The 26,437-nt window shown below is 51.0% G+C and carries 24 protein-coding genes and 1 tRNA gene; 16 read left to right on the top strand and 9 right to left on the bottom strand.

Annotated features, from left to right (window positions below; all coding sequences use genetic code 11):
* Window positions 1-13: 13 nt before the first annotated feature.
* From cheB to SYN_RS03315, 3 genes are all read left to right on the top strand, one after another.
* Complete coding sequence (gene cheB / locus SYN_RS03305) at window positions 14-1,090, top strand: chemotaxis-specific protein-glutamate methyltransferase CheB (protein ID WP_011416606.1); 1,077 nt, start codon at window positions 14-16, stop codon at window positions 1,088-1,090.
* Between the two features lie 135 nt (window positions 1,091-1,225).
* Window positions 1,226-2,014, top strand: coding sequence for an exodeoxyribonuclease III (gene xth, locus SYN_RS03310; protein WP_041584667.1), 789 nt, complete (start codon window positions 1,226-1,228; stop codon window positions 2,012-2,014).
* Window positions 2,015-2,056: 42 nt separating this feature from the next.
* Complete coding sequence (locus SYN_RS03315) at window positions 2,057-2,647, top strand: DUF484 family protein (RefSeq protein WP_041584668.1); 591 nt, start codon at window positions 2,057-2,059, stop codon at window positions 2,645-2,647.
* Here the strand turns inward: SYN_RS03315 and SYN_RS03320 are convergent.
* On the bottom strand, window positions 2,604-3,887 hold the full coding sequence (locus SYN_RS03320; protein WP_041584669.1) for an MFS transporter: 1,284 nt from the start codon (window positions 3,885-3,887) through the stop codon (window positions 2,604-2,606). The genes SYN_RS03315 and SYN_RS03320 overlap by 44 nt on opposite strands.
* A gap of 367 nt (window positions 3,888-4,254) precedes the next feature.
* On the opposite strand from SYN_RS03320, the gene SYN_RS03325 reads away from it, so the two are divergent.
* From SYN_RS03325 to SYN_RS03370, 10 genes are all read left to right on the top strand, one after another.
* On the top strand, window positions 4,255-6,207 hold the full coding sequence (locus tag SYN_RS03325) for a DEAD/DEAH box helicase (protein WP_202943585.1): 1,953 nt from the start codon (window positions 4,255-4,257) through the stop codon (window positions 6,205-6,207).
* A gap of 135 nt (window positions 6,208-6,342) precedes the next feature.
* Window positions 6,343-6,418, top strand: a tRNA-Glu gene (locus SYN_RS03330).
* A 700-nt stretch (window positions 6,419-7,118) separates the two neighbouring features.
* Window positions 7,119-8,768 carry a class I adenylate-forming enzyme family protein gene (locus SYN_RS03335; RefSeq protein ID WP_041584671.1) on the top strand — a complete coding sequence of 550 codons (1,650 nt, stop codon included), beginning with the start codon at window positions 7,119-7,121 and terminating at the stop codon, window positions 8,766-8,768.
* Between the two features lie 137 nt (window positions 8,769-8,905).
* On the top strand, window positions 8,906-9,562 hold the full coding sequence (locus SYN_RS03340) for an acetate uptake transporter family protein (RefSeq protein ID WP_011416612.1): 657 nt from the start codon (window positions 8,906-8,908) through the stop codon (window positions 9,560-9,562).
* 240 nt (window positions 9,563-9,802) lie between these two features.
* Window positions 9,803-9,988 (top strand): hypothetical protein, encoded by a 186-nt coding sequence (locus tag SYN_RS15985; protein ID WP_041584672.1) that lies wholly within the window; start codon window positions 9,803-9,805, stop codon window positions 9,986-9,988.
* Window positions 9,989-10,019: 31 nt separating this feature from the next.
* Window positions 10,020-10,478: a YbhB/YbcL family Raf kinase inhibitor-like protein gene (locus SYN_RS03350; protein WP_041584673.1), complete on the top strand. Its 459-nt coding sequence runs from the start codon at window positions 10,020-10,022 to the stop codon at window positions 10,476-10,478.
* Window positions 10,479-10,608: 130 nt separating this feature from the next.
* On the top strand, window positions 10,609-11,322 hold the full coding sequence (locus tag SYN_RS03355; protein WP_148202465.1) for a J domain-containing protein: 714 nt from the start codon (window positions 10,609-10,611) through the stop codon (window positions 11,320-11,322).
* Window positions 11,323-11,641: 319 nt separating this feature from the next.
* Window positions 11,642-12,718 (top strand): adenosylmethionine decarboxylase, encoded by a 1,077-nt coding sequence (gene speD / locus SYN_RS15030; RefSeq protein ID WP_049749883.1) that lies wholly within the window; start codon window positions 11,642-11,644, stop codon window positions 12,716-12,718.
* 28 nt (window positions 12,719-12,746) lie between these two features.
* A complete protein-coding gene (gene uvrC, locus SYN_RS03365; protein WP_011416618.1) occupies window positions 12,747-14,603 on the top strand; it encodes an excinuclease ABC subunit UvrC in 1,857 nt (618 codons plus the stop codon).
* Between the two features lie 280 nt (window positions 14,604-14,883).
* Window positions 14,884-15,600: a TMEM165/GDT1 family protein gene (locus SYN_RS03370; RefSeq protein WP_049749884.1), complete on the top strand. Its 717-nt coding sequence runs from the start codon at window positions 14,884-14,886 to the stop codon at window positions 15,598-15,600.
* A gap of 130 nt (window positions 15,601-15,730) precedes the next feature.
* Here the strand turns inward: SYN_RS03370 and proB are convergent, their stop codons facing one another.
* The 6 genes from proB to SYN_RS03400 all read right to left on the bottom strand — a co-directional run bounded on the left by proB (window position 15,731) and on the right by SYN_RS03400 (window position 21,878).
* Complete coding sequence (gene proB / locus SYN_RS03375; protein ID WP_011416620.1) at window positions 15,731-16,888, bottom strand: glutamate 5-kinase; 1,158 nt, start codon at window positions 16,886-16,888, stop codon at window positions 15,731-15,733.
* Complete coding sequence (obgE, locus tag SYN_RS03380) at window positions 16,881-17,909, bottom strand: GTPase ObgE (RefSeq protein ID WP_011416621.1); 1,029 nt, start codon at window positions 17,907-17,909, stop codon at window positions 16,881-16,883. The genes proB and obgE overlap by 8 nt, the downstream gene beginning before the upstream one ends.
* A gap of 354 nt (window positions 17,910-18,263) precedes the next feature.
* Window positions 18,264-18,521 carry a 50S ribosomal protein L27 gene (gene rpmA, locus SYN_RS03385; RefSeq protein WP_011416622.1) on the bottom strand — a complete coding sequence of 86 codons (258 nt, stop codon included), beginning with the start codon at window positions 18,519-18,521 and terminating at the stop codon, window positions 18,264-18,266.
* Window positions 18,522-18,533: 12 nt separating this feature from the next.
* Window positions 18,534-18,851 (bottom strand): 50S ribosomal protein L21, encoded by a 318-nt coding sequence (gene rplU, locus SYN_RS03390; protein WP_011416623.1) that lies wholly within the window; start codon window positions 18,849-18,851, stop codon window positions 18,534-18,536.
* A 124-nt stretch (window positions 18,852-18,975) separates the two neighbouring features.
* The gene (locus SYN_RS03395; protein WP_011416624.1) at window positions 18,976-21,462 is read right to left on the bottom strand and encodes a TIGR03960 family B12-binding radical SAM protein; all 2,487 of its coding nucleotides are present in this window, start codon (window positions 21,460-21,462) and stop codon (window positions 18,976-18,978) included.
* A 20-nt stretch (window positions 21,463-21,482) separates the two neighbouring features.
* Window positions 21,483-21,878, bottom strand: a complete 396-nt coding sequence (locus SYN_RS03400) for a hypothetical protein (protein WP_011416625.1) — start codon at window positions 21,876-21,878, stop codon at window positions 21,483-21,485.
* Between the two features lie 95 nt (window positions 21,879-21,973).
* On the opposite strand from SYN_RS03400, the gene SYN_RS15035 reads away from it, so the two are divergent.
* The 3 genes from SYN_RS15035 to SYN_RS03415 all read left to right on the top strand — a co-directional run bounded on the left by SYN_RS15035 (window position 21,974) and on the right by SYN_RS03415 (window position 24,494).
* On the top strand, window positions 21,974-22,807 hold the full coding sequence (locus SYN_RS15035; protein WP_148202466.1) for a hypothetical protein: 834 nt from the start codon (window positions 21,974-21,976) through the stop codon (window positions 22,805-22,807).
* A gap of 100 nt (window positions 22,808-22,907) precedes the next feature.
* Complete coding sequence (hpt, locus tag SYN_RS03410) at window positions 22,908-23,420, top strand: hypoxanthine phosphoribosyltransferase (RefSeq protein ID WP_237671307.1); 513 nt, start codon at window positions 22,908-22,910, stop codon at window positions 23,418-23,420.
* Window positions 23,421-23,459: 39 nt separating this feature from the next.
* Window positions 23,460-24,494 (top strand): DUF3426 domain-containing protein, encoded by a 1,035-nt coding sequence (locus SYN_RS03415; protein WP_011416628.1) that lies wholly within the window; start codon window positions 23,460-23,462, stop codon window positions 24,492-24,494.
* A 320-nt stretch (window positions 24,495-24,814) separates the two neighbouring features.
* Here SYN_RS03415 and SYN_RS03420 read toward each other — a convergent pair whose 3' ends face one another.
* On the bottom strand, window positions 24,815-25,192 hold the full coding sequence (locus tag SYN_RS03420; protein ID WP_011416629.1) for a DUF1667 domain-containing protein: 378 nt from the start codon (window positions 25,190-25,192) through the stop codon (window positions 24,815-24,817).
* On the bottom strand, window positions 25,189-26,430 hold the full coding sequence (locus SYN_RS03425; RefSeq protein ID WP_011416630.1) for an NAD(P)/FAD-dependent oxidoreductase: 1,242 nt from the start codon (window positions 26,428-26,430) through the stop codon (window positions 25,189-25,191). Before SYN_RS03425 ends, SYN_RS03420 begins: the two co-directional genes overlap by 4 nt.
* Between the last annotated feature and the right edge of the window lie 7 nt (window positions 26,431-26,437).

Consider the following 26,437-nt stretch of genomic DNA (forward strand, 5'->3'; position numbering starts at 1 on the left):
TCAGGGGATTACAATGTCTTCAAACGACGCAGATAAGATGATCAAAGTCTTAATTGTAGAGGATTCTCCCGTAGTTCGGGAACTGCTCAGTCACATCCTGCATTCCGATCCTCAGATTCGAGTCGTCGGGGTTGCGGAGAGCGGAGAGGAAGCGCTCAAGGAGGTAGTACGGCTGCGTCCCGATCTGATTACCATGGATGTCAACCTTCCACGAATGGATGGATTCGAGACCACCCGCAGGATTATGGAGGAAATCCCCACCCCGATCATCATCGTCAGTGCGGCATGGGTCAGCACTGAAGTGGAAAAGACTTTCCGAGCCCTGGAAGCCGGAGCGCTGGCCGTACTGGAAAAGCCCTCCATTGCTGCCAGGGATTATGATATCCGGGCGAGGGATCTGATTCGGGCAGTCAAGGCCATGTCTGAAGTCAAGGTGATTCGACGCTGGTCGCGGAGTCCCAGAATCGAACCGGCTCCTCCAGCTTCTGGCGAACCGGATATCGGGAAAATAACCAAACGTTTTGAGGTTGTGGCCATGGGCGCCTCCACCGGAGGTCCGACGGTTTTGAAACAGATCTTGTCGGACTTGCCTGATAACTTTACAATTCCAATCCTCATCGTGCAGCACATGACCCAGGGATTTATTCCCGGATTTGTGGATTGGCTTTCCCGGGCGGCGAATTATCCTGTTTCCGTTGCTGTTCATGGAGAGGAAATACGGCCTGGTCACGCTTACGTCGCCCCAGACGGCCTGCATATGGGAGTGAATGCGCTGGGAAAGATCATACTGACCAAAGGCGAGCCGGAGAATGGCCTGTGTCCATCCGTGTCCTATCTTTTTCGTTCCGTCTACCGGGCTTACGGAGAAAATGCCGTGGGCGTTCTTTTGACCGGGATGGGAAAAGACGGGGCTTATGAGCTCAAGGTCATGAAAGACTGCGGGATGATTACCATCGCGCAGAACAAGGAGACTTCCGTCGTCTACGGCATGCCGGGCGAAGCCATCGGGATGAACGCTGCTTCTTACGTTCTGCCGCCCGAGAAGATCGCCAGGGTGCTTGTCAAACTGGCGGGAAGTGTCGCCCCGTAGTGTTCTTCCGTGATCAGAGGCGGGTGTTGAAGGGTCGAGGTATGCACATGTCGACTCTGTCGGTATTCGCGACATCATCATCCGGGACCCTGATCCGCGTCGGCTGTTGGCAGCAGGGAGGTGACCGCAAAGACTATGGCTCGATTCAAGATTGCCACATACAATGTCAATTCCATCCGCTCCCGTCTTCATATCATTCTTTCCTGGCTTGAGGAAAACAGGCCCGATGTGTTCTGCATGCAGGAAACGAAAGTGGCGGATGCCCGGTTTCCCGCTGACGCTTTCACGGTTGCAGGCTATCATGTCGTTTTCCGGGGAATGAAGCAGTACAATGGAGTTGCAATCGCTTCTCTGGAAAAACCGGAAAACGTCACATATGGATTAGGCGGAGAGGCAGACGACGCGGATGAGGATCGCTTGATTGCCGCCGTTTATTCCGGTGTTCCGGTGATCAACACCTATGTTCCTCAGGGCCGCAATCGGGAAAACCCCCAGTTTGCCTACAAACTTCAATGGTATGCCCGCTTTCGGGAATATCTGGTTCAAAAGTGGTCATCAGATGCCCCCCTCGTCTGGTGCGGTGATCTCAATGTCGCGCCGGAACAGATCGATGTCCATGATCCCAAACGTCTTCTCGGGCATGTCTGTTTCAACCCCGAGGTATGGGATGCCTTTGACCGGGTCAAGTCCTGGGGACTGGAAGACCTGTTCCGCAAGCATCACCCCGGAGAAGTGGAATGTTACACCTTTTTTGATTACCGGGTTCCCCGATCGGTGGAGAGAAAGCTGGGGTGGCGGATTGATCACATTCTTTCCACCCCCGCCTTGGCCGCGCACTGCGATTCATGCAACATCGATATGAACCCGCGGATGGCCGAGAAACCATCGGATCATACAATCCTGGTTGCGGAGTTCACTATTTGAAAAAAGTAATCTGCAGATGAAAGAGGAGGGATAACGAAACACGTGAAGCAGATCATGGACACACTGAAGAAGAATGAAGAAATCGCCAGAAAATTTCTGAAAGTCGAGAAGGCTTTGAATTCCGCACGCACACCGTCTGAACTGCTGGAAACACTGTTCCGGAAGCTGGAAGCCGAGTTTGACATTCCCTACATCTGGGTAAGTGTCGTTAAACGTGAGAAAGATGATCTGCAGACGAGTCTGGCCATGCCGCGATACCTATGGGAACGAGTGGGAATTCTTGATGAAGGATCTTTCGATACAATCCTTCCCCGGAAAACAGCTCCTGTGCTGGCCAATGAGAATCTCCGTCCGTTTTATAAACTGTTTCCTGAAAACCGGAAGTTCTTTCTCAAGTCCATTGCCGTGGTTCCCCTCACTCTGCATGGAGAATTCCGGGGCAGTCTGAATCTGGGGGATGCTTCCCCGGAGCGCTATTCAGCAGGTATGGATACGAGCCTGCTTCAGCATCTTGCCGAAAAAGTTTCGGAACGTCTTGACGGGATGCTGCATTCCCGGGAGGAGGCGCTTTCCCGGACCGGCACAGGCGTCAGTGATTCGAGTCCGGATGCCGGGGTTTCAGAGTCAGAATGAGAAACGAGACGAAAACCAGAACGGCGAGATAAAATTGCCAGGCATAGTCGTAAGAGCCGAACCGGTCATAAATGTATCCGCATAACAGCGGTCCCGCCCCTCCACCAATGCCCGCGGAAAAAAAAGTCAGCACGCCATAAGTCGTTCCCAGAACCTGACGCCCGAAGCGATCCGCCAGCAGAAAAGGCATCATCGTGGCGATGGAGCCGTACCCGAATCCGAAAAAGAGAGCGTAAACGAAAAGGAATGCCGTGTTGTCCGCATTCATCAGGATGACCATGCCTATAAGCATCATAATGAAACCGATGCATGAGGCATATTTTGCATCTTTAATCCGGTCGCTCAACCAGCCAAAGAAGAAGCGGCCCAGAATGCTTGAAACTCCGACAAAGCCAAGGGAAGACGCAGCGGCGATCTTATTGATGCCCAGGTCTATCGCGTAGGCCACCTGATGAACAAAGACCGCCATTTCCGCCATGATTGCCAGGCTGTAACACAAGGCAAGGATCCAGAAGCGGGAATCACTGAAAATATCGGAGAGGGAAGGCACGCCCGTCTGGTTTGATTCCGGATCCGATGAAACCAGGGCGGGAAGGGGTATTTCCGGAGGCTGCTCACGAGGAGTTTGCGGAATTCCATCAGGCCAAAGCCCATAGGCCTCGGGATGAGTTTTCTTCATCAATCCCTGAGCCAGGCTGACCACTCCGATAAAAATGAGGAGCCCCAGAAAGATAAAGCCCTGCCGCCAGCTTACCTGAACGATATATCCCAGGAGAGGGGAGAGAATCATGGTGCCCGCTCCGATTCCTACCGACGCCGTCCCGATCGCTACTCCTCTTTTTTTGATGAACCATTTTCCCACGGAGGAGCTGCAGGCGACGACCCCAAAGCAGGAGGTTCCCAACCCGCACAGGACTCCGTAGGTAAGATAGTACTGCCAGGGTGACTGCACAAAACCTGTAAGGATCAGCCCGGTGGCTGCAACCGTTGCGCCGATGGTTATAATCCATCGCGGCGCCATCCGATCCAGCAGATAGCCGGAGACGATGCCGCCGATTCCATAACTCAGGATCATGAGGGAGGCGCCCAGGGAGATTACCGAACGGGACCACTGATATTCCAGGGACATCGGTTTCACAAAAACACCGAAACAGTAACGGGCTCCATAGTTGATCCCAAGAATAAGAAAAGCGCCGAGGACGACGTACCAGCCCCAATAGATTTTCCGCTTTATATCCATACAGTCAATTTCCGTACCTGTCTGAAAGCCCGAACGCCGGGGCATTTTTAGAGCTTAACGGTGGATTTGTCAATGAAAAAAGAGATTTATTTCCGTAAGTTGATCTTTACCCCGGAGCCGATCCGTGGTACTGAATTTTAAACAAATCAAGGGGCTCGTCCAGTTTAAACGAAGGCAAAAGGTGTCGAGACGACCCGAAAGGTAAATTGAATATACAATGGAGAGTAGCAACACGGCTCATCAGCAAAAAACAAAATGGGGAAACAAACGGTTTTCTTCGGACAGGGAGACAGGGACAAAACAGGGAAGAGAAAGGCGCAGACGTACCGCTCGTTCGGCGCGTATGCATCCGGCGATAGAACCTGTTTTGAAAGGCGTTTTCAAACGGATCGGCAAGCCGCCGGAAAGCGGTTTTGTTCCCGATGAATTTCAGCTTCAAGCCCTGGAAGCGATCAAAAAAAACGATTGCCTCGTTATGGCGCCCACAGGGTCAGGAAAGACCTGGATCGCGGAACAGGCGATTCTTTCTGTATTCAGAGCCGGAGGGCGGTGCTGGTACGCTTCGCCCTTGAAGGCGCTGAGCAATGCCAAATGGGTGGAATTCAGTCAGAACTTCGGCGCTCAGCATGTGGGAATCCTTACGGGAGATACGAAGGAGAATCCGGATGCGCCCATCATCGTCGGGACGACGGAGATACTGAGGAATCAGCTTTACGATGTGATGAAGGAAGGGGAAAACCTGCGCTGTGACCTGGTGATCCTGGATGAAGCCCATTATCTGGGAGATCGGGACCGCGGGGTGGTCTGGGAAGAAATCATGATCTATCTTCCTGTAAGGGTGAACCTGTTACTTCTTTCCGCGACAATCGGAAACGGAGACGAAATCGCTGCCTGGTTGTCTTCCCATCGCAACAAGAACTGCACCGTGATCCGGGAAGAGAAGAGGCCCGTACCCCTTTTCCCTCTTTTTCTTCATCCCTCTGGGCGGATTATGCCACTCATGGAAAATCGGAAACTGTACGGAAAGGTCGCGGAATACATCGTGGCAAGAAAGACGCGTCGGTCGGGCAGTTTTGCATCCCTGCACTTTGGGGAGATCATCAACCTGATGGAGGGATACGCACTGCTGCCTGCCATCTTTTTTCTGAAATCGCGCGCGGAGTGCGATGCCGCGCTGAAGTCCTGTGCAGGACTTGCTGAAAGGTGTGCGGATGAGCGTTTTTATTATGATCTTGAAGAACTTCTCAGTCGTTTTCCTTTTCTCCGACAGCACCGGCAGCTATCATTCCTCATTGATTATCGAGTTGCCTCGCACCATGGTGGGCAACTGCCGGCCTGGAAGTTTTTCGTGGAAAACATGATGAAAAAGGGCCACCTGAGGGCCATTTTTGCAACCTCCACTGTAGCGGCGGGCGTAAATTATCCCGCCCGGACGATTGTTCTTTTTAATTCGGATCTCTTCAACGGTCATGAATTCTGTCCCATGAGCGGAACGGAGTTCCACCAGATGACCGGCAGGGCGGGGCGGAGGGGGTTGGATAACATCGGCTTCATGCTGGCCGTTCCGGGGCGTTTTATGGATCTGAGTCACATCAGGAAAAGTCTTTTTCAGCCTCCCGATGAAATTCTCAGTCAAATTCGGAGTGATTTTTCCATGGTGCTGAATCTTCTGCTGTCTCAGACCCCTGAAACGATCCGCGATATTTTCGAGAAATCACTGGCTTCCTATCAACATCAGAATCTCAATCTGTGGAAGGAATTCTTGAGACATCTTGAATTCCTGAAAGCCGAAGGATTCGTGGATGATCAGGACCGGTTGACTGAAAACGGCATCTGGGCTTCAAAATTGCGACTTGACCAGCCCCTGTTGATTGCTGAAGGGCTGCGGGCCGGGGGATTTCCTTCAGCGGATGAAAAACTGCTGGCCGCTCTGATCGCGCCCTTCGTGAATGATCATGACCAGGAAATCCTGATGGATAAGCGTTTTATATCCCGAAAGCTCCGCCGGGCCTTCACACGTCTTGTTACGATGCTGGGACCTTTAACGGAACGCATGAAGGCCGCCGGTTTTCCTGTCCAACCCCTTTATTTCTGGACAAGCGCGGTGGTTTATGAGTGGGCTTCAGGGGAAGATTGGGATGAAATCATCAAGAGAACCGGCATAGCTGATGGTGAACTATCCATGCTGGTTCTTCGAGTCGCGGATAATCTGCGACAGATTGTTTCACTCCGGGATACACACCCTGAAATGGCCCACCTGGCCGCACGGGCGCGGGATGCCATTCTGCGCGAACCCGTTGTTTTTGAATGGGAGGGGTGATTGCATGAGCGTTTTCGGCGAAGAAAATGCAATAAGCCTATAATTGAAGCTTGACATATTCATCTGGATCAGGGTATAAGGCCAAATTCGCATATGAGAAATGTCATTTGCGCAGAAGATGCAGAAATACGATTTGTCCCCATCGTCTAGAGGCCTAGGACACGGGCCTTTCACGCCTGTAACCGCGGTTCGACTCCGCGTGGGGACGCCAATAATAAAAACGGGGACTTAGGAAGAAATTCCGGTCCCTGTTTTTATTTTCATCCTCCTTTCCTACAATGCACGGTTATCTATGCTTCCACTTTCGTCCACTTTATAGAGAGTCGGCCTGTGAAAATTTCGTACAGAAATTGTTAACACCCAAGCAATCTCGGGCTTGTCACCACTAAAACAAATGAATGTTCGAACTGGATGAATGCCTGGAAAAATTGATGCTTCGAGCGATCATATTATTGCTTGTGACGCACAAGTTTTGAGTTGATTGTATTTATATGGCAACATGTATCTCTTTGGATACTTCTGTTTATATGCTTGATTGGGATATAATTGTATTCAATCGTCGACACTATAGGGTATTAAGCTTATAGTCGGCTAATTGTATGTATCTTGAATAATTAACGGAATAAGTGCTTATGGCCATGACGGCTGAGTATCAGAAAATCTGGCACAAAGCATGAATGGATCAGTGTGCATAGCATTTGTTGAAGGTTGAAATCCCGATAATTTGACGAATATCATATGCCGAAAACCGTTAACATGAGAATACATTGTCTTATACAGATCTCAAACACAATGTTTTATCATTTGAAATGCAAGGAGGTGAGTGCGCAGGGTCCAGACTAAGTCACTTGAATCGATAATGAAAATCTTAATCGTTTTCATTGTTATTCTTAAAAAAAGGAGGAATACAAATGGGTAAAGCGGTAGATTATACAGTTTTGAAATCTGTCTGGCAGACAGAGCATACCGTTACAAGGCAGCTTTATCGTATGTTGCAGAAATGGCCGGATAAAGTTGCGATCATTGATCCTTTGATGAAGAAATCGCTGACCTACAGGCAGTGGGATGAAGAAGCCAACCAGTTCGCGCATGCCCTTCTTGAAGCAGGGTGCACCACTTATGATACCGTCATGAGTGATGTATTCAATTGTTCCGAGTGGTTTACTCTGTACATGGGATGTGCGAAGGCCAGGTGCGTAAATGCAATGCAGAATTTCATGCTTCCCGAGGGGCAGGTTTCTAAGCTGATGGATGACAGCGAAACGGCCGTTTTCGTCTATGACTCTTCCCTCAAGGATATGGCGGTGAAAGCCGTTGAACTGTGCAAGTTCAAGCCGAAGGTCTGCGTCATGATAGGTGAGGGTGAAGTTCCCCCCGGCCATGTGAGTTATGCGAAATTTATCGAAGGCAAACCAAAGACTGCGCCGCCGACGGAGAAGGACGTCGAGATGTGGGATCCGTGCATGCTTATCTACACGTCCGGGACGACAGGCCTGCCCAAGGGATTTTTCGTGAGTCATGCGACCATCTTCTTCGACTGCATGATGAATGGTCACCTGCACAAGGTTGACGAACACTGCGTCAGTCTTGCCACAAACCCGCTCTTTCACAGAGGGGGAAATACAACGGGGGTTCTGCCCGTACTCCATCAAGGGGGAGCCGTTGTCATCATGAGATCCTTTGACGAGAATCTGGCATTGGATTACATCGAAAAATACAAGGTTACCCACATGGTCAGCGCTCCTGTCATCTATGAGAGAATGTGTCATACGCAGGAAGAGAAAGCTCGCGATGTCAGCAGTCTGCGTGCCCTGTGCTCCATGGGCGCACCCCTCGATAAGGATTCCTGTCTGAGAGTCATGAGAATCCTGTGTCCCGGCGTTTACAACGGTTATGGAACCGCGGATCAGCATTGGGTCACCATGCTGAAACCCTGGGAGTTGCCGGAAAAGGCGGGAACCATCGGCCTGCCGATTACGGAAGACATGATCGTACTCGTCCGCCTTGATCTTGGACGTCGCGGCAATCCGAACAATCCTGAAGACCTCGTCCCGAGGGATGGTGTGACGGAAGGCGAAATCGCTCTCAGAACCATGCATGGCTGTTATGGATATCTGAACAGACCCCAGGATACCGAGAAGGGATTCCCCTATCCGGGCTGGCAGCTTCCGGGCGATACGGCGGTCTGGGACGCAGAAGGTTATATCTCCATCCGTGGCCGTACGGATGACATGATCATCACGGGTGCGGAAAATGTTCATCCCGTCGTGGTTGAGGAGGCGATCAAGGACCATCCCGGCGTCATCGACGTCTTCGTAACGGGTGCCCCGAGCAAGAGGTGGGGTGAGGCGATCGTTGCCTATATCGCCCTGAAAGATCCCAATCTCAAGGAAGAAGACTTTGTGGAATTCTGCAAGAATCACCCGAGGCTGGCAAGGTATCAGCGGCCAAAGTATTACAAGTTCGTTGACTTCAAGGAACTGCCCTTCAATCCATCAGGAAAGAAAATGCATTTTGTCATCAAGGAAAGGGCCAAGAAAGATTTCCCCGACTTGGATTAGAAAGCATCCTTTTGAAAACATTGATAGAGTTTCCCGGAGAGAAAACCGGGAAACTCTATGATGAATGGCCGATTATGGGGATCTTTACTGAAGTCTTTGATAAGCTTTGAAAGGAACAAAAAAAGGAGGAATACTTTATGTCGCAGGAACATACTTTTGCTTCTCCCGGACCTGCCGGGTTGGCTGCATTAGCTGTCGCGTGCTTTGGTTTTGGTGCCGTTTTCTTAGGACTGGTAAAGCCGGGCGGGTATCCGATCCTTGCTGCCTGGCTTGTCGGTGGCGGTATTGTGCAGATTGTAGTTGCCATCATGGAATTGAAAGATAAAAATTTGACCGGCGGCAACGTCTTTTTGTTTTTTTGTGCCTTCTTCATGTTCGCTGCAGCATTAAGTTTGATGTCCAAGTTCCTTTTGCTGGTCGGAGCGGGTGCTTTTATTCCGAAAGAGGCAGCAGCGGCTTCGGCAGCAGCGGCGATCACCTGGTTCCCGAAACCCGATCCCTATGTGGAGGGATGGTGCTGGATGGCAGGCGCCGCGTTCCTGACAGCGGTAACCCCGGCCTATGCCAAATCAACTTCCCTGCTTTTTTTGCTGGTTATCCTGGTTGACATCTGCCTCTGGCTTATTGTCGGCATGGACACGGGATGGTATGCCGATCCGGCAACCTGGAAGCCGATGGTCGGGTATATGCTGATTTTCTGCGGATGGATCGGAATTTACCTGGCGGGGGCAACGGTTTGCAATACCGCATACGGCAAGTCGATTTATTATGTACCCAAACCCTTGGTGAAGTAATTATTCGCAAGCAAGATAGATAAGGCAACATGCAGGGGCAGGTTATCATACAATATGACCTGCCCCTTCTTTATTGTTGTTTCCTCGGTCAGACCGGTTTTATTTCCTGTTTATTTTTAATCTGATCCCGGAAAAACAAGAACGCCTTTCACTCTGGGCAATGTAGAGAGAACCGGAAAATTTTGATAAACAACCAATCGATAAATATAATCTGCCTTTTGTGATTTTAGGATAAGGAAAATGTTTGACAACCGCCTTTTGCCTGCGTATCGTTACCATACCATTTCAACGAAGAAAGGTGCGCAAGATTTCTTCTTTTTTTCGTCCACTGAACGTGACGAGAAGGAGGTCACGGCCTATGAAAAAACAGTGCGGATGGATTATTGCCGGGTTGATTCTTTTACTTTGTCTTGGATTCTCAGGTAATGCCTTATCAGTACCGAAAGGAGGCAGAACAATGAAAATCACGAGTTCCGCTTTTAAAGAGAGGGAGATGATTCCCTTGAAATACACATGCGATGGGCGGGATATTTCTCCATCCCTGGAATGGGACAACGTGCCTGACGGCACGAAAAGTTTCGCTTTGATTTGTGACGATCCGGATGCGCCTCGGGGGACCTGGGTTCACTGGGTTGTTTATGATATTCCGCCCAGTGTGAAAAAACTTGATGAGAATGTCCGACCGGAGGCCGAACTTGAAAGCGGTATTCGACAGGGTAAGAACGACTGGCCGAAAATCGGTTACGGCGGACCCTGTCCACCCAGCGGCACTCATCGGTATTATTTCAAGCTGTATGCGCTGGACACGATGCTGAATCTTGCACCGGGAGCGACCAAAGAGCAATTGTTGAAGGCAATGAAGGGGCATGTTCTTGCAGAAGCCCAACTCATGGGGAGATATCAAAGGCACAGATAAAGAGGGACAGAAATTCCTTTCAGCAGGATGGCCGTGAAACGTCGCGCATCGGCGGAAAAATCCAGCAGGAAAAAGTATTTTCAATGTGATAAGAAGCAAAAGAAGAAATAGTAGCAGATTGTCAAGTAACGTGCATAGCTTGGTCCCAATTAGAGAGAAAAGAAAGAACCTCTGTCTTTCATGCGGAGAACCGATAGACGGTGGCAAGAGGAAATATTGTTCCGTCGGCTGCCGCCAGAGGTTGCGCAACAAACTGGATCTGAGAACCGGCTTGATCCAGGCGTTGAATACCCGTTACGCCACTTTTTATTTTTCGGATCTGGCGATCATGATGGATATGATCCCTTACAGTTCCAGGGAGATCTACAGTTTTTCCTTTCCACGCGTTCTGGGTAAAAAACCCGCTGATGATTTCAGTCGAATGGCCGATCATATGGGTGAGATCTGGTGGGCGGAACAGCGGCGGACCAATAAAAGGTATCTGGCATCAAGGTTTCTGCTTGATCGGGCTGTAAGGAACAACGGTTCGATGCTTTGTGTAAAGCCCTATGAAGTGCGGATGCCTGCCATTCAGAAAAAATCGCTTCAGCATCTCAAACTTGATCATGGAGAACTCAACCATGGAGACCCATGTCGGGTGATTCGAAATGCCTACCGTCAGCAGGTAAAAATTCACCATCCCGATCTGGGAGGAGATGCATTCATATTCAGAAAGATACAGACAGCCTATGAGGCTCTGATGCTCTGGGCCCGAAATCCCACTTTTGTCAAACGCCGCGGATTTCCGGATAAGTGGTTCTACGACGGAGACAAAAACAAATGGCTGCAACCCATATCTTGGTAACATAGAAGCATCACAGGTCTCTTGTTATCAATAACTTGCCTGATTCTGAATGCGAAAACCTGTTTGTCTTTAATAAAGTCTCTTAATTTTCTTTGATAACCTAAAATGTTTCCAGCTTTCCATTGATCGTTCCTTTCCATTTCTGAATCTGTTCCTCTTCTTCCCGTTTTTTATTGACAGAACATCCTCATTTTTATATAAGAATCACTGTCTGTGAGATCTTATTAGTTAAATATTTGAATTTCTTGATAATATTTTCATATAGACTTCCGTGTCACGAATGTGGCGTGGGAATCCGTTAAGAAATGAAGGGGCGGCCATGAAGCCCACGGGAAACCAAATCCTTGCAGAATTTTTTCGTTGTTCTGCAAACATATTGAATGATTCCGACGCGCTTGAAAGAATCCTGGCGGGAGGGATTGAAGCCTGCGGTCTCGGCCTGGTCAGCTTGAACAGCCATTGCTATGATCCCATCGGCATTACCTCTATTGCCGTCATCAGTGAATCCCACATTGCAATCCATACCTATCCGGAAGCCCATCACGCCTCGGTGGATATTTTTACCTGTTCCCGGGGTAACGAGAAGTCACAGCATCTTTTGCATTATCTGGAAGAGAAACTGATGCCGGCAACCACACGGGTTGTGGAGGTATCCAGGGGAAATCCCCTCGAGGTGTCCCGGACCAACTGGATTACCGATGATAACAGCGCAACCGGTTTTGATGTCCGGTATCGCGTTGATCGGGAACTCTTTTCCGGGTTATCCAGGTATCAGGATATCAAGGTCATCGAGAATCAGGATTTCGGCCGGATGCTGTTTCTGGATAATGATCTGCAGATTGCTGAAAGGGATGCCTGGCTCTATAACGAGGCGATGGTAAGTCCAGTGCGTGGAAAACTGGATGATCTTTCGTCTGTGGCGATTTTAGGCGGCGGGGATGGCGGTGTTCTTTATGAACTGTTGAAATTGGATCCCGGCAGTGTTTCTGTCATTGATATCGATGAAGAAGTCATTCGGGTGGCAAGGACCTACCTCGAAAGCATCTGTCATTCTGCCTTCGAAGACGAAAGGGTAAACATTGTTCTTGCCGATGTGTTCGAATACCTGGACGGGAGCCATCAGTTCGATGCAATGATCTATGACTTGACCATGCATCCGGAGTCCTTTATCGTGATGGATCGTGAGGACTACCTGAATCAGCTCTTTATGAAAATGAAGGAAGATTTGAAAAGCCAGGGAGTTGTTTCCCTGCAGTGTGCTTCGGAATATGATCAAAAAACGACAGCGCTTGTAGAAAAATTGCTGAACCGGCATTTCTCTTCCGTAAAGATGGACAAAAAGCTGATCCCCTCCTACGGCAGCATGTGGATGTTTGCATCCTGCATCAAAACCTGAAACGATCAGGAACCCCGTCTGAGCTTTTATGAACCGGCAACAACTGGAAGGTCGTATAGACATAGCGCCACGGACGCCCGGTGTTTATCTCATGAAGGATGCCGCCGGCAAGATCCTCTATGTGGGGAAGGCAAAGAATCTCAAAAGCCGGACTCGCGCTTACTTCAGCGGGACGGATTCCCGCGCCATGATCCCCTTTCTTGTTTCCCGAATCCACGATATCGAGTTTATCCTGACGGAGACGGAAAAGGAAGCCCTGATTCTTGAGAACAATCTGATCAAAGAACACCATCCTCGTTACAATATCTGTTTTCGGGATGACAAGGCCTATTTCAACATCCGTGCGGATCTCAACGAACCCTTCCCCAGGTTTCAACTGGTTCGACGCCCCCGCAAAGACGGGGCAAAATACTTCGGACCCTATCCTTCCAGTGCCTCGGCCCGGGAAACCCTCCAGTTTCTTCAATCCATCTTTCCCCTTCGAACATGCCGCGATGCGGAATTGAAATCACGCACGAGGCCCTGTCTTGAATATCAGATCAAGCGGTGTCTTGCTCCCTGTGTTGGTCGAATAAACTCAGAAGACTATCTGCAAATGGTCCGGGATGGAGTTTCCTTTCTTGAAGGACGGGGAAATAATCTGCTCCGTGAACTGCGGGAGCGGATGAAGATGGCGGCTGAACAGATGAATTATGAGGAGGCAGCCTTTTTGAGAGATCGGATCAGGGCGATAGAAGAAACCCTTGAAAGGCAGCGTATGGTTTCGATGACGTTCAAAGATCAGGATATCTTCGGCTTATACCGGGAAGGACACCTGATTCAGGTCTGTATTCTTCTGATTCGTCAGGGAAAAATTCTGGGAAGCCGGCTCCTTCCCCTTTTGAAATTTGAAGGCGAGACGGCGGACATGCTGTCTTCGCTGCTCATGCAATATTATGATCAATCTGTAGACATTCCTCAGGAAATTCTTATTCCGGCATCGATCGAGGATCGGCAGGTCATACGGGAATGGCTGGAGGAAAAGCGTGGAAAGGGGCTTTCCATTCTGATTCCCCGAAAAGGGCGAGGCCTGGAACTTCTCCATATTGCGGAACAGAATGCGGAACATGGCTTCAAAATGGAGCGCAAGTCGCTCGATGATTCTGATGAGTCCCTGCGGCTGCTCATGGAAAGACTTCATCTCAGACGCTTCCCCAGGAAAATAGAGGCGTTTGACATCTCGAACATCGGTGGACGGCTGGCTGTCGCCGCCATGGTGACCTTTCAAGATGGCAGACCCTTGAAGTCCGGTTATCGGCGTTTTCGAATCCGGACGGTCCATGGAGCAGACGATTATGCCATGATGTATGAGGCTTTGAAGAGGAGGTATCAGGGTAAGGAAAACCTGCCTGACCTCATTGTCGTGGATGGAGGAAAAGGTCAGCTGGCTGTGGCGTTTTCCCTGTTGAAGGATCTGTCGATTTCGGGACAGGATGTGATCGGTCTGGCCAAGGAAAGGGTAAACGGAGTTACCGTGCAGGGGGGAGTCAACAAAAGTGAAGACCGCGTTTACCTCCCCCATAAAAAGGAAGCCCTGTACCTGAGCCGCTGGCCTGCGGTGCTTTTCCTGCTTCAACGCATTCGGGATGAGGCGCACCGTTTTGCCGTTTCCTATCATCGAAGTCTGAAGACCCGAAGCGATTTCATGTCTCTTCTGGACGACATACCGGGTGTGGGAGAAGTTCGTAAAAAGGCCCTTCTCCTGAGTTTCGGAGATCTTGCCCGGATACGAGAGGCAACTGTCGAGGAGTTGACTCAGGTGGAGGGAATCGGAAAGGATCTGGGAGAAAAAATTCATGCGTTCCTTCACAACGATCAACGATCGGTTGAACCATCAACAGGATAGATGAATAGATGATATTGCAGATATTCCATGAAGAGAACCTTGCTTGAACGTACGAATCTTCTTCTTTGTATACTGACAAAAAATGTTTGCTTTCCCCCCTTTTCTGTTTTAGAGTGCCCTCGTCCTGAAGGGGAGTAGCTGACAAGTGCAAGGTCAAAATACTGGTGAAAGTCTGGCCTTGCCGTTGGTTTCGACCAATTAGCGAGACTTTCGGTGCGAGTTGCTCCGTCATCCGAAGTGTCTCGTTTTTTTTGCCGTAAAATCAAAAGGGTGGCAGAAAATGACTGCTTTTTTAGCCTCGTTGAGCTTTGTCGTCCTGGCGGAAATGGGGGATAAGACCCAGCTTCTGGCCATGGCGCTTGCTGTTCGTTACCGGGCTTCTGTTGTCATGTGGGGGGTGTTTGCTGCTACGGCGCTCAATCATATGCTTGCCGTTTTCCTGGGCAATTATCTGACGATGTTCTTTCCCATGCAGTATGTCCAGATTGCAGCGGCGATATCATTCATCATGTTCGGCCTCTGGACGATTCGGGGAGACGAGTTGAGTGGGGAAGACCGCCGTTTCAATTTCAGTCCTTTCTGGACAGTGGCCGTGGCCTTTTTTCTCGCTGAGATGGGGGATAAAACCCAGCTTGCCACCATTGCCCTGGCTGCCAAATATCAAACGGTTTTCCCTGTCTGGCTGGGGACCAATATCGGGATGCTCGCGGCGGATGCCCTCGGAATCGGGATCGGCATTGTCCTGGGAAAGAAGATTCCCGAGCGGGCGATCAAATGGTTTGCCGCCCTGCTCTTCATCCTTTTCGGCTTGGTCGGGCTCTGGCAGTCGATGCCGAAACATCTGCTGACGGCGCCGGTTGTGATCGGGGGAATTTTGACGATTGCGATTTTCACCGCGCTTGTCACTTACACGAATCGAACAAAAAAAGAACCATCAGGGTTAAATGGATGTTCCAAATCCGCCGTTCAGCCCGGTACAGAGGATCGATTTGAATAAGAGATCAGAGAGGTTGCCAGGCCGGCGGGCAGAAACGATGCGGACGCACACAGGACGACCGGTACAGAGTCGGTGGCGGGGAGAGACCTTTGATGTGAGATGAGAATCAGAACCCTGAGGGAGTTCCCGGTCAGCCTGCTTCTCTGTGTCTGCGACTGCGACGGATCACGGCCAGGTTGTCGCGGTGAATGATTTCGTCATAGTCCTTGTGTCCCAGCACCTGTTCGATCCGGGACGTCTTGAGTCCCATGATCTTCCGGATATCGGGAGCGCTGTAATTAACCAGCCCCTTGGCCAGGGGAACGCCGTCCCGATCGACGCACGTGACCGGGTCTCCCACGATGAAATCACCTTCCACACCGACAATTCCTGAGGGCAGCAGGCTTTTTCCCTCTTCCAGAATCGCGGTTCGGGCGCCGGCGTCAATGCTCAGAACCCCTCGAGATCTGAGGGTAAAGGCAATCCAGTATTTGCGGCTGCTGAGATGCTCTCTCATGGGGAGGAAAAGGGTGCCCAGCTCGTTTCCATCAAAGATATCCAGCAGAACGTCCTTCTGCTTTCCGGGAGCAATAATGTAAGGGATGCCGAAGGCGGTTACCTTTTTGGCCGCCATGACCTTGCTTTTCATCCCTCCCGTTCCGACGGAGGTCCCTTCCTCCGACGCGGCTGCTTCAATATCTTCCGTGATTTCCCGGACAAGGGGAATCAGTCTGGCATTCCTGGATGAAGCGGGATTCCGATCATAGAGTCCCGGTGTGCTGGTTAAATTGATGACCAGATGGGCTTCGATGATATTGGCGATCATGGCGGCCAGATTGTCGTTATCGCCGAATTTGATCTCATCGATGGCCACGGTGTCGTTTTCGTTGATAATGGCGATGATGCCCCATTCCATGAGGGTGGAAAGGGTATTGCGGATATTGAGGAAACGCCTTCGATCCGTCAGATCGCTCATGGTGAGAAGAATCTGTCCGACATAGAGGCCGTGTTTCCCGAAGGAATTGGAATAAATGCGCATCAGGCGTCCCTGCCCTATGGCTGCCGCGGCCTGCTTCTGGGGAATGCTCTTCAAAGCGGTGGTAATGCCGAGGCGGTGTTTCCCCGAGGCGATGGCGCCCGAGGTGACCATGACGACTTGATAGCCCCTGTGTGTCAGGGCGGCCATCTGGTCCACCAGGTGCTGGATCCTTTCCAGGTCGAGGCCGTTGTCGCCTGTAAGGACGGCGCTGCCGATCTTTATCAGAACTCTCTTTACATTTTTCAGGACTTGTTCTCGATTTTCATTCATGTTCAGTCTGCCTGTATCGGATATTTTTCAGGGCTTCTCCAATTTTATACAGCAGGGCCGGGATACCCTCGCCTGTTGCGGCGGAGAATGGGTAAAGCACGATGCCCTTTTCCGCAAAGATCCGAAGCGTATCCTTCAGCTTCTCCCTGGTTATGGGCAGGTCGGTCTTGTTGACGGCCACGATCTGGGGTTTGAGAATCAGCTCGGGACTGTATGAGGCCAGTTCCGAATTGATCACTTCAAAATCGTGCCAGCCGGTGCTGGTCTCGTCTCTCGAGATGTCGATAATGTGGAGCAGCAGGGCGGTTCTTTCAATGTGTCGCAGGAACTGGATTCCCATGCCGACCCCCTCATGGGCTCCTTCAATCAGACCTGGGATGTCGGCGAGGACGAAGGTATTTAGATCGTCGCCATAACGGACGACGCCGAGGTGAGGTGTCAGCGTGGTAAAAGGATAATCGGCAATTTTTGGACGGGCGGCGGAAACTCTTGAAATAAAGGTGGATTTCCCCACGTTGGGAAGCCCGATGATCCCGACATCCGCAAGCAGTTTAAGTTCCAGCCGAATCCAGCGTTCCTCACCGGGTATTCCGCTCTGGGCATAACGGGGCGCCTGATTCGTCGCCGTGGCGAATCGGGCATTGCCGCGTCCGCCGATCCCCCCATGAGCAACGATATACTCCTGGCCTTCCGTGACAAGGTCAGCCAGAATTTCTCCGGATTCGGAATCCATCACGAGTGTGCCGACCGGGACGGGAATTGTCAGATCGGGAGCACTTCGGCCTGTCCTGTTGCTTCCTTCGCCATGTCCGCCGTGTTTTGCCACATGATGCTGTTTGTATTTCAAATCGAGCAGGGTGTTGTGGCTGGATGTGGCCACGATAACCACGTCACCGCCCTTGCCACCGTCACCGCCGTTGGGGCCTCCGAAGGGAACATACTTTTCCCGCCGGAAACTGACACAGCCCCGGCCTCCGTCGCCGGCCTTTACATAAATCTTTGCTTCATCGATGAATTTCATGAAGAAAATCAAGTTTTCCTATCTGAAAGCGCCATCTTTCCATACCGAATCAAAGCGCTCTCTGTATTATTGGCGCCGGCGCCTCGCTGTACATCACCGTATGCCCGTGTCGACGCTGCCAACAGCCTCAATATTTTTTTCTGATATAGAAATAGAACCGGAGTTGCTGCGGTTTTTTCTGTTAAGGCAACCAGGCGTGTACCAGCTAAAATAAAAAGGCACTGAAACAGTGCCTTCGTGTTCTATTCCGCAGCAATTGAGTCGTAACCTTTTCCTGACTGTTGTCTCTCTCAAAAAAATGAAATCGCGTTGCAGTTTTCCGCAAGGAAAAAATCTACACCAGGAATCCGATGATCACGCCGTTGCGTAAACACTGACCTTCTTTCTCTTCTTGTCCAGTCTTTCGAATTTGACCACGCCGTCAATCAGGGAAAAGAGGGTATAGTCTTTACCCATGCCCACATTATTACCGGGATGAATTTTCGTTCCCAACTGGCGAATGATGATGGAACCGGCATGGATGCTCTGCCCGCCGTAAACCTTTACCCCGCGTCTCTGGGCATTACTGTCCCTGCCGTTTCGGGAACTTCCCTGTCCTTTTTTATGTGCCATGACGTCCTCCGTTTAAATCGAAATTTCCTTGATTCTCATTCGTGTCAGTTGTTGCCGATGCCCAGTTTTCTTATGGAATCCCTTACGTTTTTTCATATGGAAAACATAAATCTTAGGGCCTTTTACCTGGGCGACAATTTCACCGACAACTTTAGCGCCCTCCAAGACAGGCTTTCCCACCCGGATCTCTCCTTCTTTGGCAACCATCAGCACATCATCAAAGACCACGCTGTCTCCTTTGCTGCCGGCCAGCTTTTCAACAGTCAGCAAATCTCCTTCTGAAACCCTGTGTTGTTTCCCGCCTGTTTTTATCACCGCATACATATCCATGGCATCCTTCTTATCTGTAAAGTTAAAATATGAACTGCCGATTATAAAAATATTGTTGAATTTGTCAATCCTTTTGTGAGAACTCTTGAAAAATTTCCTGACGATGTCAGCAGATTTCGACTGTTCAAGAGATGAACAGTGTTTTCACTTTGCTGATGCGCATCAGGGGAACCACTTCCTTGTCGAAGTCAAGCACCTCCGTGAGGATTTCGACCGGCTTGACGCTTCCCTCTTTTCCCAACAGCAGGCAGAAGCTGATCTTACCGGATTCCGGCGAGAGCTCGAGATCTTCCACCAGGGGTCTGATGTCGCGGATGACCGTCTTGTCTCTGGTGTCCCGGACCATCGAAAAGGAGGAGGCCGTTCGAAATTCCGCCGCTTGTCGTGCCACCCGCGGCCATTCAATTTCTGCCCTCATGCATTCCGGAACGGTAATTTCATAGACGAAGCCCCGGATGATTTTCGAAAGAGAAGGGGTTCCGGGGAAAATCTCCGCGATGCTTGTCAGTTCGAATCCTGCGGGAAGACCGGCATTGATGGCCCCCATGAGGGCTGTCGGTTCGGCGGAAAGATTCCGAAGCTGAATATCGGCGTATTCTTCGTCGCTTTCCATGCCGACGGCCGTGGCAAAGGCAAAGGAGATCTTGGGGTGAGGGTGGAAGCCCTCCGTAAAGACAAAAGTTTCTCCGCTTTTTTTGATGGCTCGAATCAAGGCTTCGGTGATTTCCAGATGAGCTAATAACCTGGCGGTCCCATGTTTCCGGAAGGTCAGGCGGAGACGGGTCACTTTGGAATCTGTTGCCGGCATTCTTTCTTGTTGGTCAGGGGGTGCCTGTTCGCGCTCAGCCTTTCCCGTTTCCGCTCTTTCTATACGAATTGCCTGATGATCACAAACACCACATTGCAGACAGTTTCCGCGCCGGCAGTCTTCCGTCAGTTGTCCGGAAAGGGAACGAAGGAGTTCCTTTTCAAGAAAATCTCTGCTGACTCCACAATCCACGGGGTCCCAGGGCAGATCTTCCTCAAAGGTTCGTTCCCGCAGATAGGCATCGGTCGAGATGTTCAGATTCTCCATCGCCTGTTCCCAGAGGTCGAATCGAAGCTGATCGCTCCAGCCGTCGAAGCGGCAGCCCAGACGGAATGCTTTTTCAATAAGCTCTCCCAGGGCTTCGTTCCCCCGGGAGAAGAGCCCTTCGAGCAGGCTCATCCGGCGATCATGAAACTTGATGCTGATATTACGGCTGGATATTGAGTTTCTTATATAAAGCTGTTTTTCCGCGATTTCTTCCATATCGATCTGCCGGTGCCATTGAAAGGGCGTATGAGGCTTGGGTACAAAGGTAGACAGGCTCAGGGTCACCTGTCCCCGGTTCCTTGAATACCTTGACACCTTATGGCCAAGTTCGATAATGCCGTCCAAATCCGTTTCTGTTTCAGTGGGAAGGCCGATCATGAAATACAGTTTCACGGCTTTCCAGCCGGCGGCAAAAACCTGGGCCGTGGCGGCAAGGAGGTTTTCTTCGGTATTGCCTTTATTGATCACGTTCCTAAGCCGCTGGGTTCCCGCTTCCGGCGCCAGGGTGAAACTTGTCTTGCGCACCTTGCGAATGTTTTCGATCAGGGTCCGGGTCAGAGTTTCTGTCCTCAGCGAGGGCAGGGACAGGGCAATCCGGCGGCTGTAATACCGGTCCATGAGTCGAATCAGCAGGTCCTCGATCCGACTGTAATCGCCCGAGCTTAGAGACAGCAGGGAGATTTCGTCATAGCCGGTGGAACAGAGCTGCTGCTCCGCTGATTTTTCAAGGGTGCGGAGATTCCGTTCCCGAACGGGCCGCCAGACCATGCCGGCCTGACAGAATCGGCAGCCCCGGGTGCATCCTCTGGCGATTTCCAGGGTAATGCGGTCATGGATGGTTTTCATGAGGGGGACTACGGGTTTCAAAGGAACGCGCCAGGAATCCAGATCCGTGACGATTCGCTTACGAATCCGGCTGCCTGAAAAAAGGGCCGGGACGTAAATCCCAGGTATGGCTGCGAGTTGTTCCAGTTTCCGGGATCGTTCGTGTCCCCGGGCTTTGGCCTCCCTCAGGGATGCGGCGATCTCCGAGATCACCTCTTCTCCTTCACCGATGACGAAGGCGTCGATAAAAGGCGTCATCGGAGCGGGATTGAAGGCGCAGGGACCCCCTGCAATCACGAGGGGATCCTCTTTTCCGCGGTCTCTGGCGCGCAGGGGGATGCCGCCAAGCTCCAGCATATTGAGGACATTGGTGTAGGATAATTCATATTGGAGGGAGAACCCGACCAGATCGAAGGCAGACAGAGGCTTGCGGGATTCCAGTGTGGTCAGTGGCAGCCGATGGGTCCGCAACAGGGTTTCCATGTCGGGCCATGGGGCATAACATCGTTCGGCGGCGACATCAGGATAACCGTTAAGAATCGCATAGAGAATCTGCATTCCAAGGTGGGACATGCCGACCTCATAGGTGTCGGGAAACGCCAGGGCGATACGTACCGGACAGGCGTCAATATCTTTCCGGATGGAGTTCACTTCTCCACCGAGATAACGACTCGGCTTGGAAACTGAAGCAAGGAGATTGTCCAGACTCATAAAAATCCCTCAATCTTCCTTCAAACAGCCTTTTCAAGGTACTGCCGGTATTGATAGGGGTTGCTGATTATCTCCCGGTGTTTTGAACGGGCAAACTGCTGCGGAAAGTTTTCACGGCAGAGGTAGGGCAGCGCATCGGTCTTGAAGGTTTCGAGCAATTCCTGAAATACAGGTTCCACTTCATCGTTTTTGACGAAGGTGCGTTCCTTCCTGTATTCATAAAGCATTTCCGTACCGAAAACGGATGTCGTCAGTTTGTAATGATCCGCTGCCGGAAAATAGTCCGGTTTGAGTTCCATCCGGATCGTCACAATCAGGACAACACTTGTGGTATCAGCGGCAATCACCCGCGAGGCGTCCCAGATATTTATTGTCAGCCCGTTAGGGAGCGCAATTTCTTCGATCAGTCGTTTCATGTTTCTTTCTGTCCTTTATCCTTAATTTGAAGAGCATACTCTTAGCATCTTTATGCTTGACCTGCAAATTCATTCCTCATATAGTCCCCTTCATTATGCAAACCGAAAAAGCAAAATCCGATTGTTCTTTCATACATCTGTGTCAACCGGATCTCTGCAAATCCTGCGGCGCCTGCTGCGGACTGTACAATTATGCCGACAGCGGCCGGGAAGCGCTGGTCCGCCGGTTGCGATGGAGGACGGCGCTTTTTCATGAAATCGTGAAAGATTCCGAAAATCTGGAACATTTCTCAAATCTGATTCGGGGGACTGAGGATCAGACGCGGCGCTATGAGGTCATCTATTGCTGCGAATACCTTGGATTTCTCGATCCCGCGGAAAAGCGGGTCGGGTGTCTGCTTCATCCCCTGCAGAATCAGGGCAGGGACCTTCGGGGCGTTTCCTTCTATGGTCAGGAACTCTGCGACGGGCATTTCTGTCCAAGCTATCATTATCTGTCGAGTGAAGAAAAGCGGACGCTGATCGCCGTCATCGACGACTGGTATCTCTACGGTCTTTGTGTGACGGATATCGATCTGGTGAAAGCTTATTTCCGTCTGGTCAGCGACGGCCTCTTTGCGACGCCCCGTCCGGAAAAAATCAAGATGGAGCCCATGCGGAGTCTGGTCCTGAAATTTTTTGAACTGAAACTGGTCTGGCCTTACCGGGATCCGGCGGTGAACCGCCTGGGGAAATATTATTTTGACGGAGCCCAGTACATGATCGATCGTATCGATTACGAAGCCCTGGGGTGTGAAAAATCGCGCTTTGATCCGATTTTTCTCAGCCTCTCTTCCCGCTTTAAAAGCCGGGAAGAGCTTCTGGCCGCCGAAAAGATCATCCAGGGACATGTCGATGCGTTTATCGAGGCCTATTCTTCCTGTTCCTGAGATTAATCTCGTCATGGCTGACTGGGGATCCTGCTGGAAGGGATTACTTCTCTGGTTTACAGATCCGATTCTTTGAGGGTTTTAAAACGTTATGGAAAGCATGAACAAAAGTATCTTCATTCCCAGGGAGACTATTGAGAAACGGGTCAAAGAACTGGGAGAGCAGATATCCCGGGATTATGCCGAAAGCGAACTCATCATTGTCGGGGTTCTCAAAGGGGCTTTTATTTTCATGGCCGATCTGATTCGGGCTCTGAGCATTCCCTGTCGCGTCGATTTTGCCAGGCTCGCCAGCTATGGCTCCGGAGCGGCGAGTTCCGGAAAGGTGATCATGACGAAGGATATTGAAACCTCCATCAGGGGAAGGGATATCCTCATCGTCGAGGATATCGTGGATACGGGACTGACCCTGAAATTTCTGGTGGACTGGTTTCGGGAGCGTAATCCTCGTTCACTGAAGGTCTGTGCGTTCCTCGATAAGCAGGGACGAAGAAAGGTTCCGTTTGAAGCCGACTACGTCGGATTCAGTGTGGATGATGCCTTCGTGATCGGCTATGGTCTTGATTTTGATGAAAAAGGCCGTTTTCTTCCCGATGTATATATTGTTGAATGACTTCCTCGGACTGGTTCGTGATTCCCTGTTGGAGAAACTATGATTATTTCGTGCATTAAGTGTTTTACAAAGTACCGGTTTGATGATTCCCTGATGGAGGGCAATGGCGTCTGGGTTCGCTGCAGCCGCTGCCGGAAATTGTTTTTTCAGGAGAATCCCGCCAAAAAGGAGCTCAGGGAAGCCTCCGTCGTCGCGGCGGACATGGATGTCTTATCCCCGGAACCGGGCAGGGATTCGGATTTCCCCGATTTTGACAAGAAGCTTGACGCAGGCACAAGCAGGGAAGAAATCGATGTGTTTCTGGCTAAAATTGAAGAGACTAAGAAAACACTGGAAGAGAATGATGACACTGAGACTTTGGTCCGTATTGGAAAAGAAGTGAGGAAAGAAGCGGAGCCGGAGACCGGCGGGATTGGAAGCGTGGCGAAGCCGACCGGTGCGGTATATGAGCAGTCTGAGCCGGGAACATCGGAATTTGCAGGGCCCTCGGTTAAAACGGAAAAGCGGGGATTCTGGTCACCCTGGCGGATTCTGGCCTTGATTCTTTTCATCAATCTTCTTTTCGGCGGCATCTATCTGTGGTTTTTCCCGGGGACGAGTGGCCGGTTTGTTCGTGACCTGTCCACCACAGTTCCCTATGTGGGTGGCCTGCTTGGTTCCGGAGAAAAATCCGGGGATTTTCATTTGAATCAGATTCGGCTGGAAGATGTGCGGCAGCGACATGTCAGCAACCTGATGGCGGGGAAATTGCGGGTCATTGAAGGGGTTGCAGTAAATTCGTCTCCCTGGCCGATTACACGAATGCAGGTCAAGGGAGAGCTTTATGACAGCAACGGCGCAATGATTGCCGACCGGTTCGCTTATGCCGGCAATCTTCTCAGTGATGATGAACTGGCGACCCTGTCGGAGGAAGCCCTGCAGAAGGAGCTCGATCTTCCGATGGGCAGTGATGCCCAGAATATCCGGATTGAACCGAAAGGGCAGATTCCCTTTATGATTATCTTTGCCCATGAACCTCCGGATATCGTGAAGGCTATGGTTTCACCGGCGGGGGGAGAGAAGTTGCTTCAATAATAAAGAAAATACAGGACGTTGACAAAAGAGAGGCAGGGATCTTCAATTTTCCCTGCCTCTCTTTTGTTGGAAGTTGTCAGCGGAATTATGCTGTTATTATTCCAATCTCATATCAAAGCGTTAAAATATGCGCCGGCTTATTACTCCGGCAATTAAACATGACCATTGAATCTGTTCGATGCCCGTATTTCCTGTAGATGTCGATCGTGCGTGGCTTTATTTATTTGCCGGTGTAATAACTGTCGGTTTCTCGGCTCACTTCCCGGTATGCCTGCGTCGCCTCCGTCTCGCCTCATTGATAGTATCCCCGGTCTGGAATTTTATGATGCAGTTCGGACGTTGCGCGTCGCGATGATGTTACAGGACGTATCCGCGGGTTTCGGAATGAGGATATCTCCAATGTTCACCGGCGCCTTTACCCAGGTTGATTTGATGGCCTTCATGACATCGGGGATGCTGGCCAGAGGGATGGCGCAGTCGGTTCGCACGCTGACCAGGGGAAAATCGCCTCCTTCCACCATGATGCTGCTGGCGATGGTCCTCATCGGGTTGATGAGTTCCTGTTCCACCCAGGCCGGTCCTTTTTTGCATGTATGACCCGTTACCTCCTTGATTACAGGCGTCGGTCCTTCCTCTAAAGTAACCTCGAGGGGGCATCCGTTGGGACAGATGACGCAGGTCAATTCTTTCTTTATCATGCCACCGATACCTCCAGTTTATCCGCTTCGGAGATCTTTTCCTCCTTGATTTTGATGTGGATCATTTCCGCGGGGTGAAGTCTCACAATCTTCTTGCGCGCAACTTCCCGCCCGCCGTCCATTACCGTGATGACGCGATTCCGGGAAGGGGAGGCGACTCGAAGCGAAAGGGTAAAATCCATCAGACCGCTCACGGTTTGGGGAAGAACGTAGCGAACACCGTTTCCCGCCGAAATCGGGATCTTTTTTTCGGGCGGGGCAATATTCTTTTCGAGATACGAGACGGCGCTGCGTCCAGCCAAAGCGGCTTCCTCGGAAACCCAGTCGGCGAGATCGTGAACATGGAGAACGTTACCGCAGGAGAAAACACCGGGAATACTGGTCATCAGGGTATCATCCACCTGAGGGCCGCTGGTGCGCGGTTCCATGGCGATCCGGGCCGCCCGGGAAAGTTCGTTTTCCGGTATGAGTCCGACTGAAAGCAGAAGGGTGTCGCAGGGGACGTGCCGTTCCGTTCCCGGAATCGGTTTGAGCGTTTCGTCCATGCAGGCTACCGTCACCCCGGTCAGGCGCTCTTTCCCATGAATGTCGACGACGGAAGTGCTGAGATGGAGCGGGATGTCATAATCATTTAGGCACTGTTGAATATTGCGGGGCAATCCGCTGGCATAGGGGAGGATTTCGAAGACGCCTTCCACCCTGGCTCCTTCGAGGGTCATCCTGCGGGCCATAATCAGACCGATGTCTCCCGAACCCATGATGACCACCCGTTTCCCCACCATGATGTTCTGCAGGTTGATAAAATTCTGGGCCGCTCCCGCCGTATAGATCCCCGCGGGGCGGGTCCCGGGAAGGGAGATGGCCCCGGCCGTTCGTTCCCGACAACCCATGGCCAGGATGACAGCGCCGGCCTCGATCTTTGTGAAGCCATGCCGTGAACTGACAAGAAGGTTGCGTTGTTCGTCCATGTTGAGAACGATGGTTTCCAGCAGAACATCGCCTTTCAATTTCTCATATTCATCGATGTAACGCTGGGCATATTCCGGCCCTGTCAGGGCTTCACCGAAGCGGTGCAGTCCAAATCCGTCGTGAATGCACTGATTCAGAATGCCTCCAAGAATTCGGTCTCTTTCAAGAAGGAGAACGTCGTCACAGCCGTTCTCTCTTGCCGATACGGCTGCAGACAGGCCTGCGGGCCCTCCTCCGATAATGACCAGATCGCGTTTTAGAGTTTGCATCGTTTTT

It is taken from the genome of Syntrophus aciditrophicus SB, assembly GCF_000013405.1.
GTDB lineage: Bacteria > Desulfobacterota > Syntrophia > Syntrophales > Syntrophaceae > Syntrophus > Syntrophus aciditrophicus.

Excerpts from the sequence above, each read along its gene's own strand:
- cheB (WP_011416606.1), top strand. The coding sequence starts at position 14 with ATGTCTTCAAACGACGCAGATAAGATGATCAAAGTCTTAATTGTAGAG.
- xth (WP_041584667.1), top strand. The coding sequence starts at position 1,226 with ATGGCTCGATTCAAGATTGCCACATACAATGTCAATTCCATCCGCTCC.
- SYN_RS03320 (WP_041584669.1), bottom strand. The coding sequence starts at position 3,887 with ATGGATATAAAGCGGAAAATCTATTGGGGCTGGTACGTCGTCCTCGGC.
- SYN_RS03335 (WP_041584671.1), top strand. The coding sequence starts at position 7,119 with ATGGGTAAAGCGGTAGATTATACAGTTTTGAAATCTGTCTGGCAGACA.
- SYN_RS03340 (WP_011416612.1), top strand. The coding sequence starts at position 8,906 with ATGTCGCAGGAACATACTTTTGCTTCTCCCGGACCTGCCGGGTTGGCT.
- SYN_RS15985 (WP_041584672.1), top strand. The coding sequence starts at position 9,803 with ATGTTTGACAACCGCCTTTTGCCTGCGTATCGTTACCATACCATTTCA.
- SYN_RS03350 (WP_041584673.1), top strand. The coding sequence starts at position 10,020 with ATGAAAATCACGAGTTCCGCTTTTAAAGAGAGGGAGATGATTCCCTTG.
- speD (WP_049749883.1), top strand. The coding sequence starts at position 11,642 with ATGAAGCCCACGGGAAACCAAATCCTTGCAGAATTTTTTCGTTGTTCT.
- uvrC (WP_011416618.1), top strand. The coding sequence starts at position 12,747 with ATGAACCGGCAACAACTGGAAGGTCGTATAGACATAGCGCCACGGACG.
- SYN_RS03370 (WP_049749884.1), top strand. The coding sequence starts at position 14,884 with ATGACTGCTTTTTTAGCCTCGTTGAGCTTTGTCGTCCTGGCGGAAATG.
- proB (WP_011416620.1), bottom strand. The coding sequence starts at position 16,888 with ATGAATGAAAATCGAGAACAAGTCCTGAAAAATGTAAAGAGAGTTCTG.
- obgE (WP_011416621.1), bottom strand. The coding sequence starts at position 17,909 with ATGAAATTCATCGATGAAGCAAAGATTTATGTAAAGGCCGGCGACGGA.
- rpmA (WP_011416622.1), bottom strand. The coding sequence starts at position 18,521 with ATGGCACATAAAAAAGGACAGGGAAGTTCCCGAAACGGCAGGGACAGT.
- rplU (WP_011416623.1), bottom strand. The coding sequence starts at position 18,851 with ATGGATATGTATGCGGTGATAAAAACAGGCGGGAAACAACACAGGGTT.
- SYN_RS03395 (WP_011416624.1), bottom strand. The coding sequence starts at position 21,462 with ATGAGTCTGGACAATCTCCTTGCTTCAGTTTCCAAGCCGAGTCGTTAT.
- SYN_RS03400 (WP_011416625.1), bottom strand. The coding sequence starts at position 21,878 with ATGAAACGACTGATCGAAGAAATTGCGCTCCCTAACGGGCTGACAATA.
- SYN_RS15035 (WP_148202466.1), top strand. The coding sequence starts at position 21,974 with ATGCAAACCGAAAAAGCAAAATCCGATTGTTCTTTCATACATCTGTGT.
- hpt (WP_237671307.1), top strand. The coding sequence starts at position 22,908 with ATGAACAAAAGTATCTTCATTCCCAGGGAGACTATTGAGAAACGGGTC.
- SYN_RS03415 (WP_011416628.1), top strand. The coding sequence starts at position 23,460 with ATGATTATTTCGTGCATTAAGTGTTTTACAAAGTACCGGTTTGATGAT.
- SYN_RS03420 (WP_011416629.1), bottom strand. The coding sequence starts at position 25,192 with ATGATAAAGAAAGAATTGACCTGCGTCATCTGTCCCAACGGATGCCCC.
- SYN_RS03425 (WP_011416630.1), bottom strand. The coding sequence starts at position 26,430 with ATGCAAACTCTAAAACGCGATCTGGTCATTATCGGAGGAGGGCCCGCA.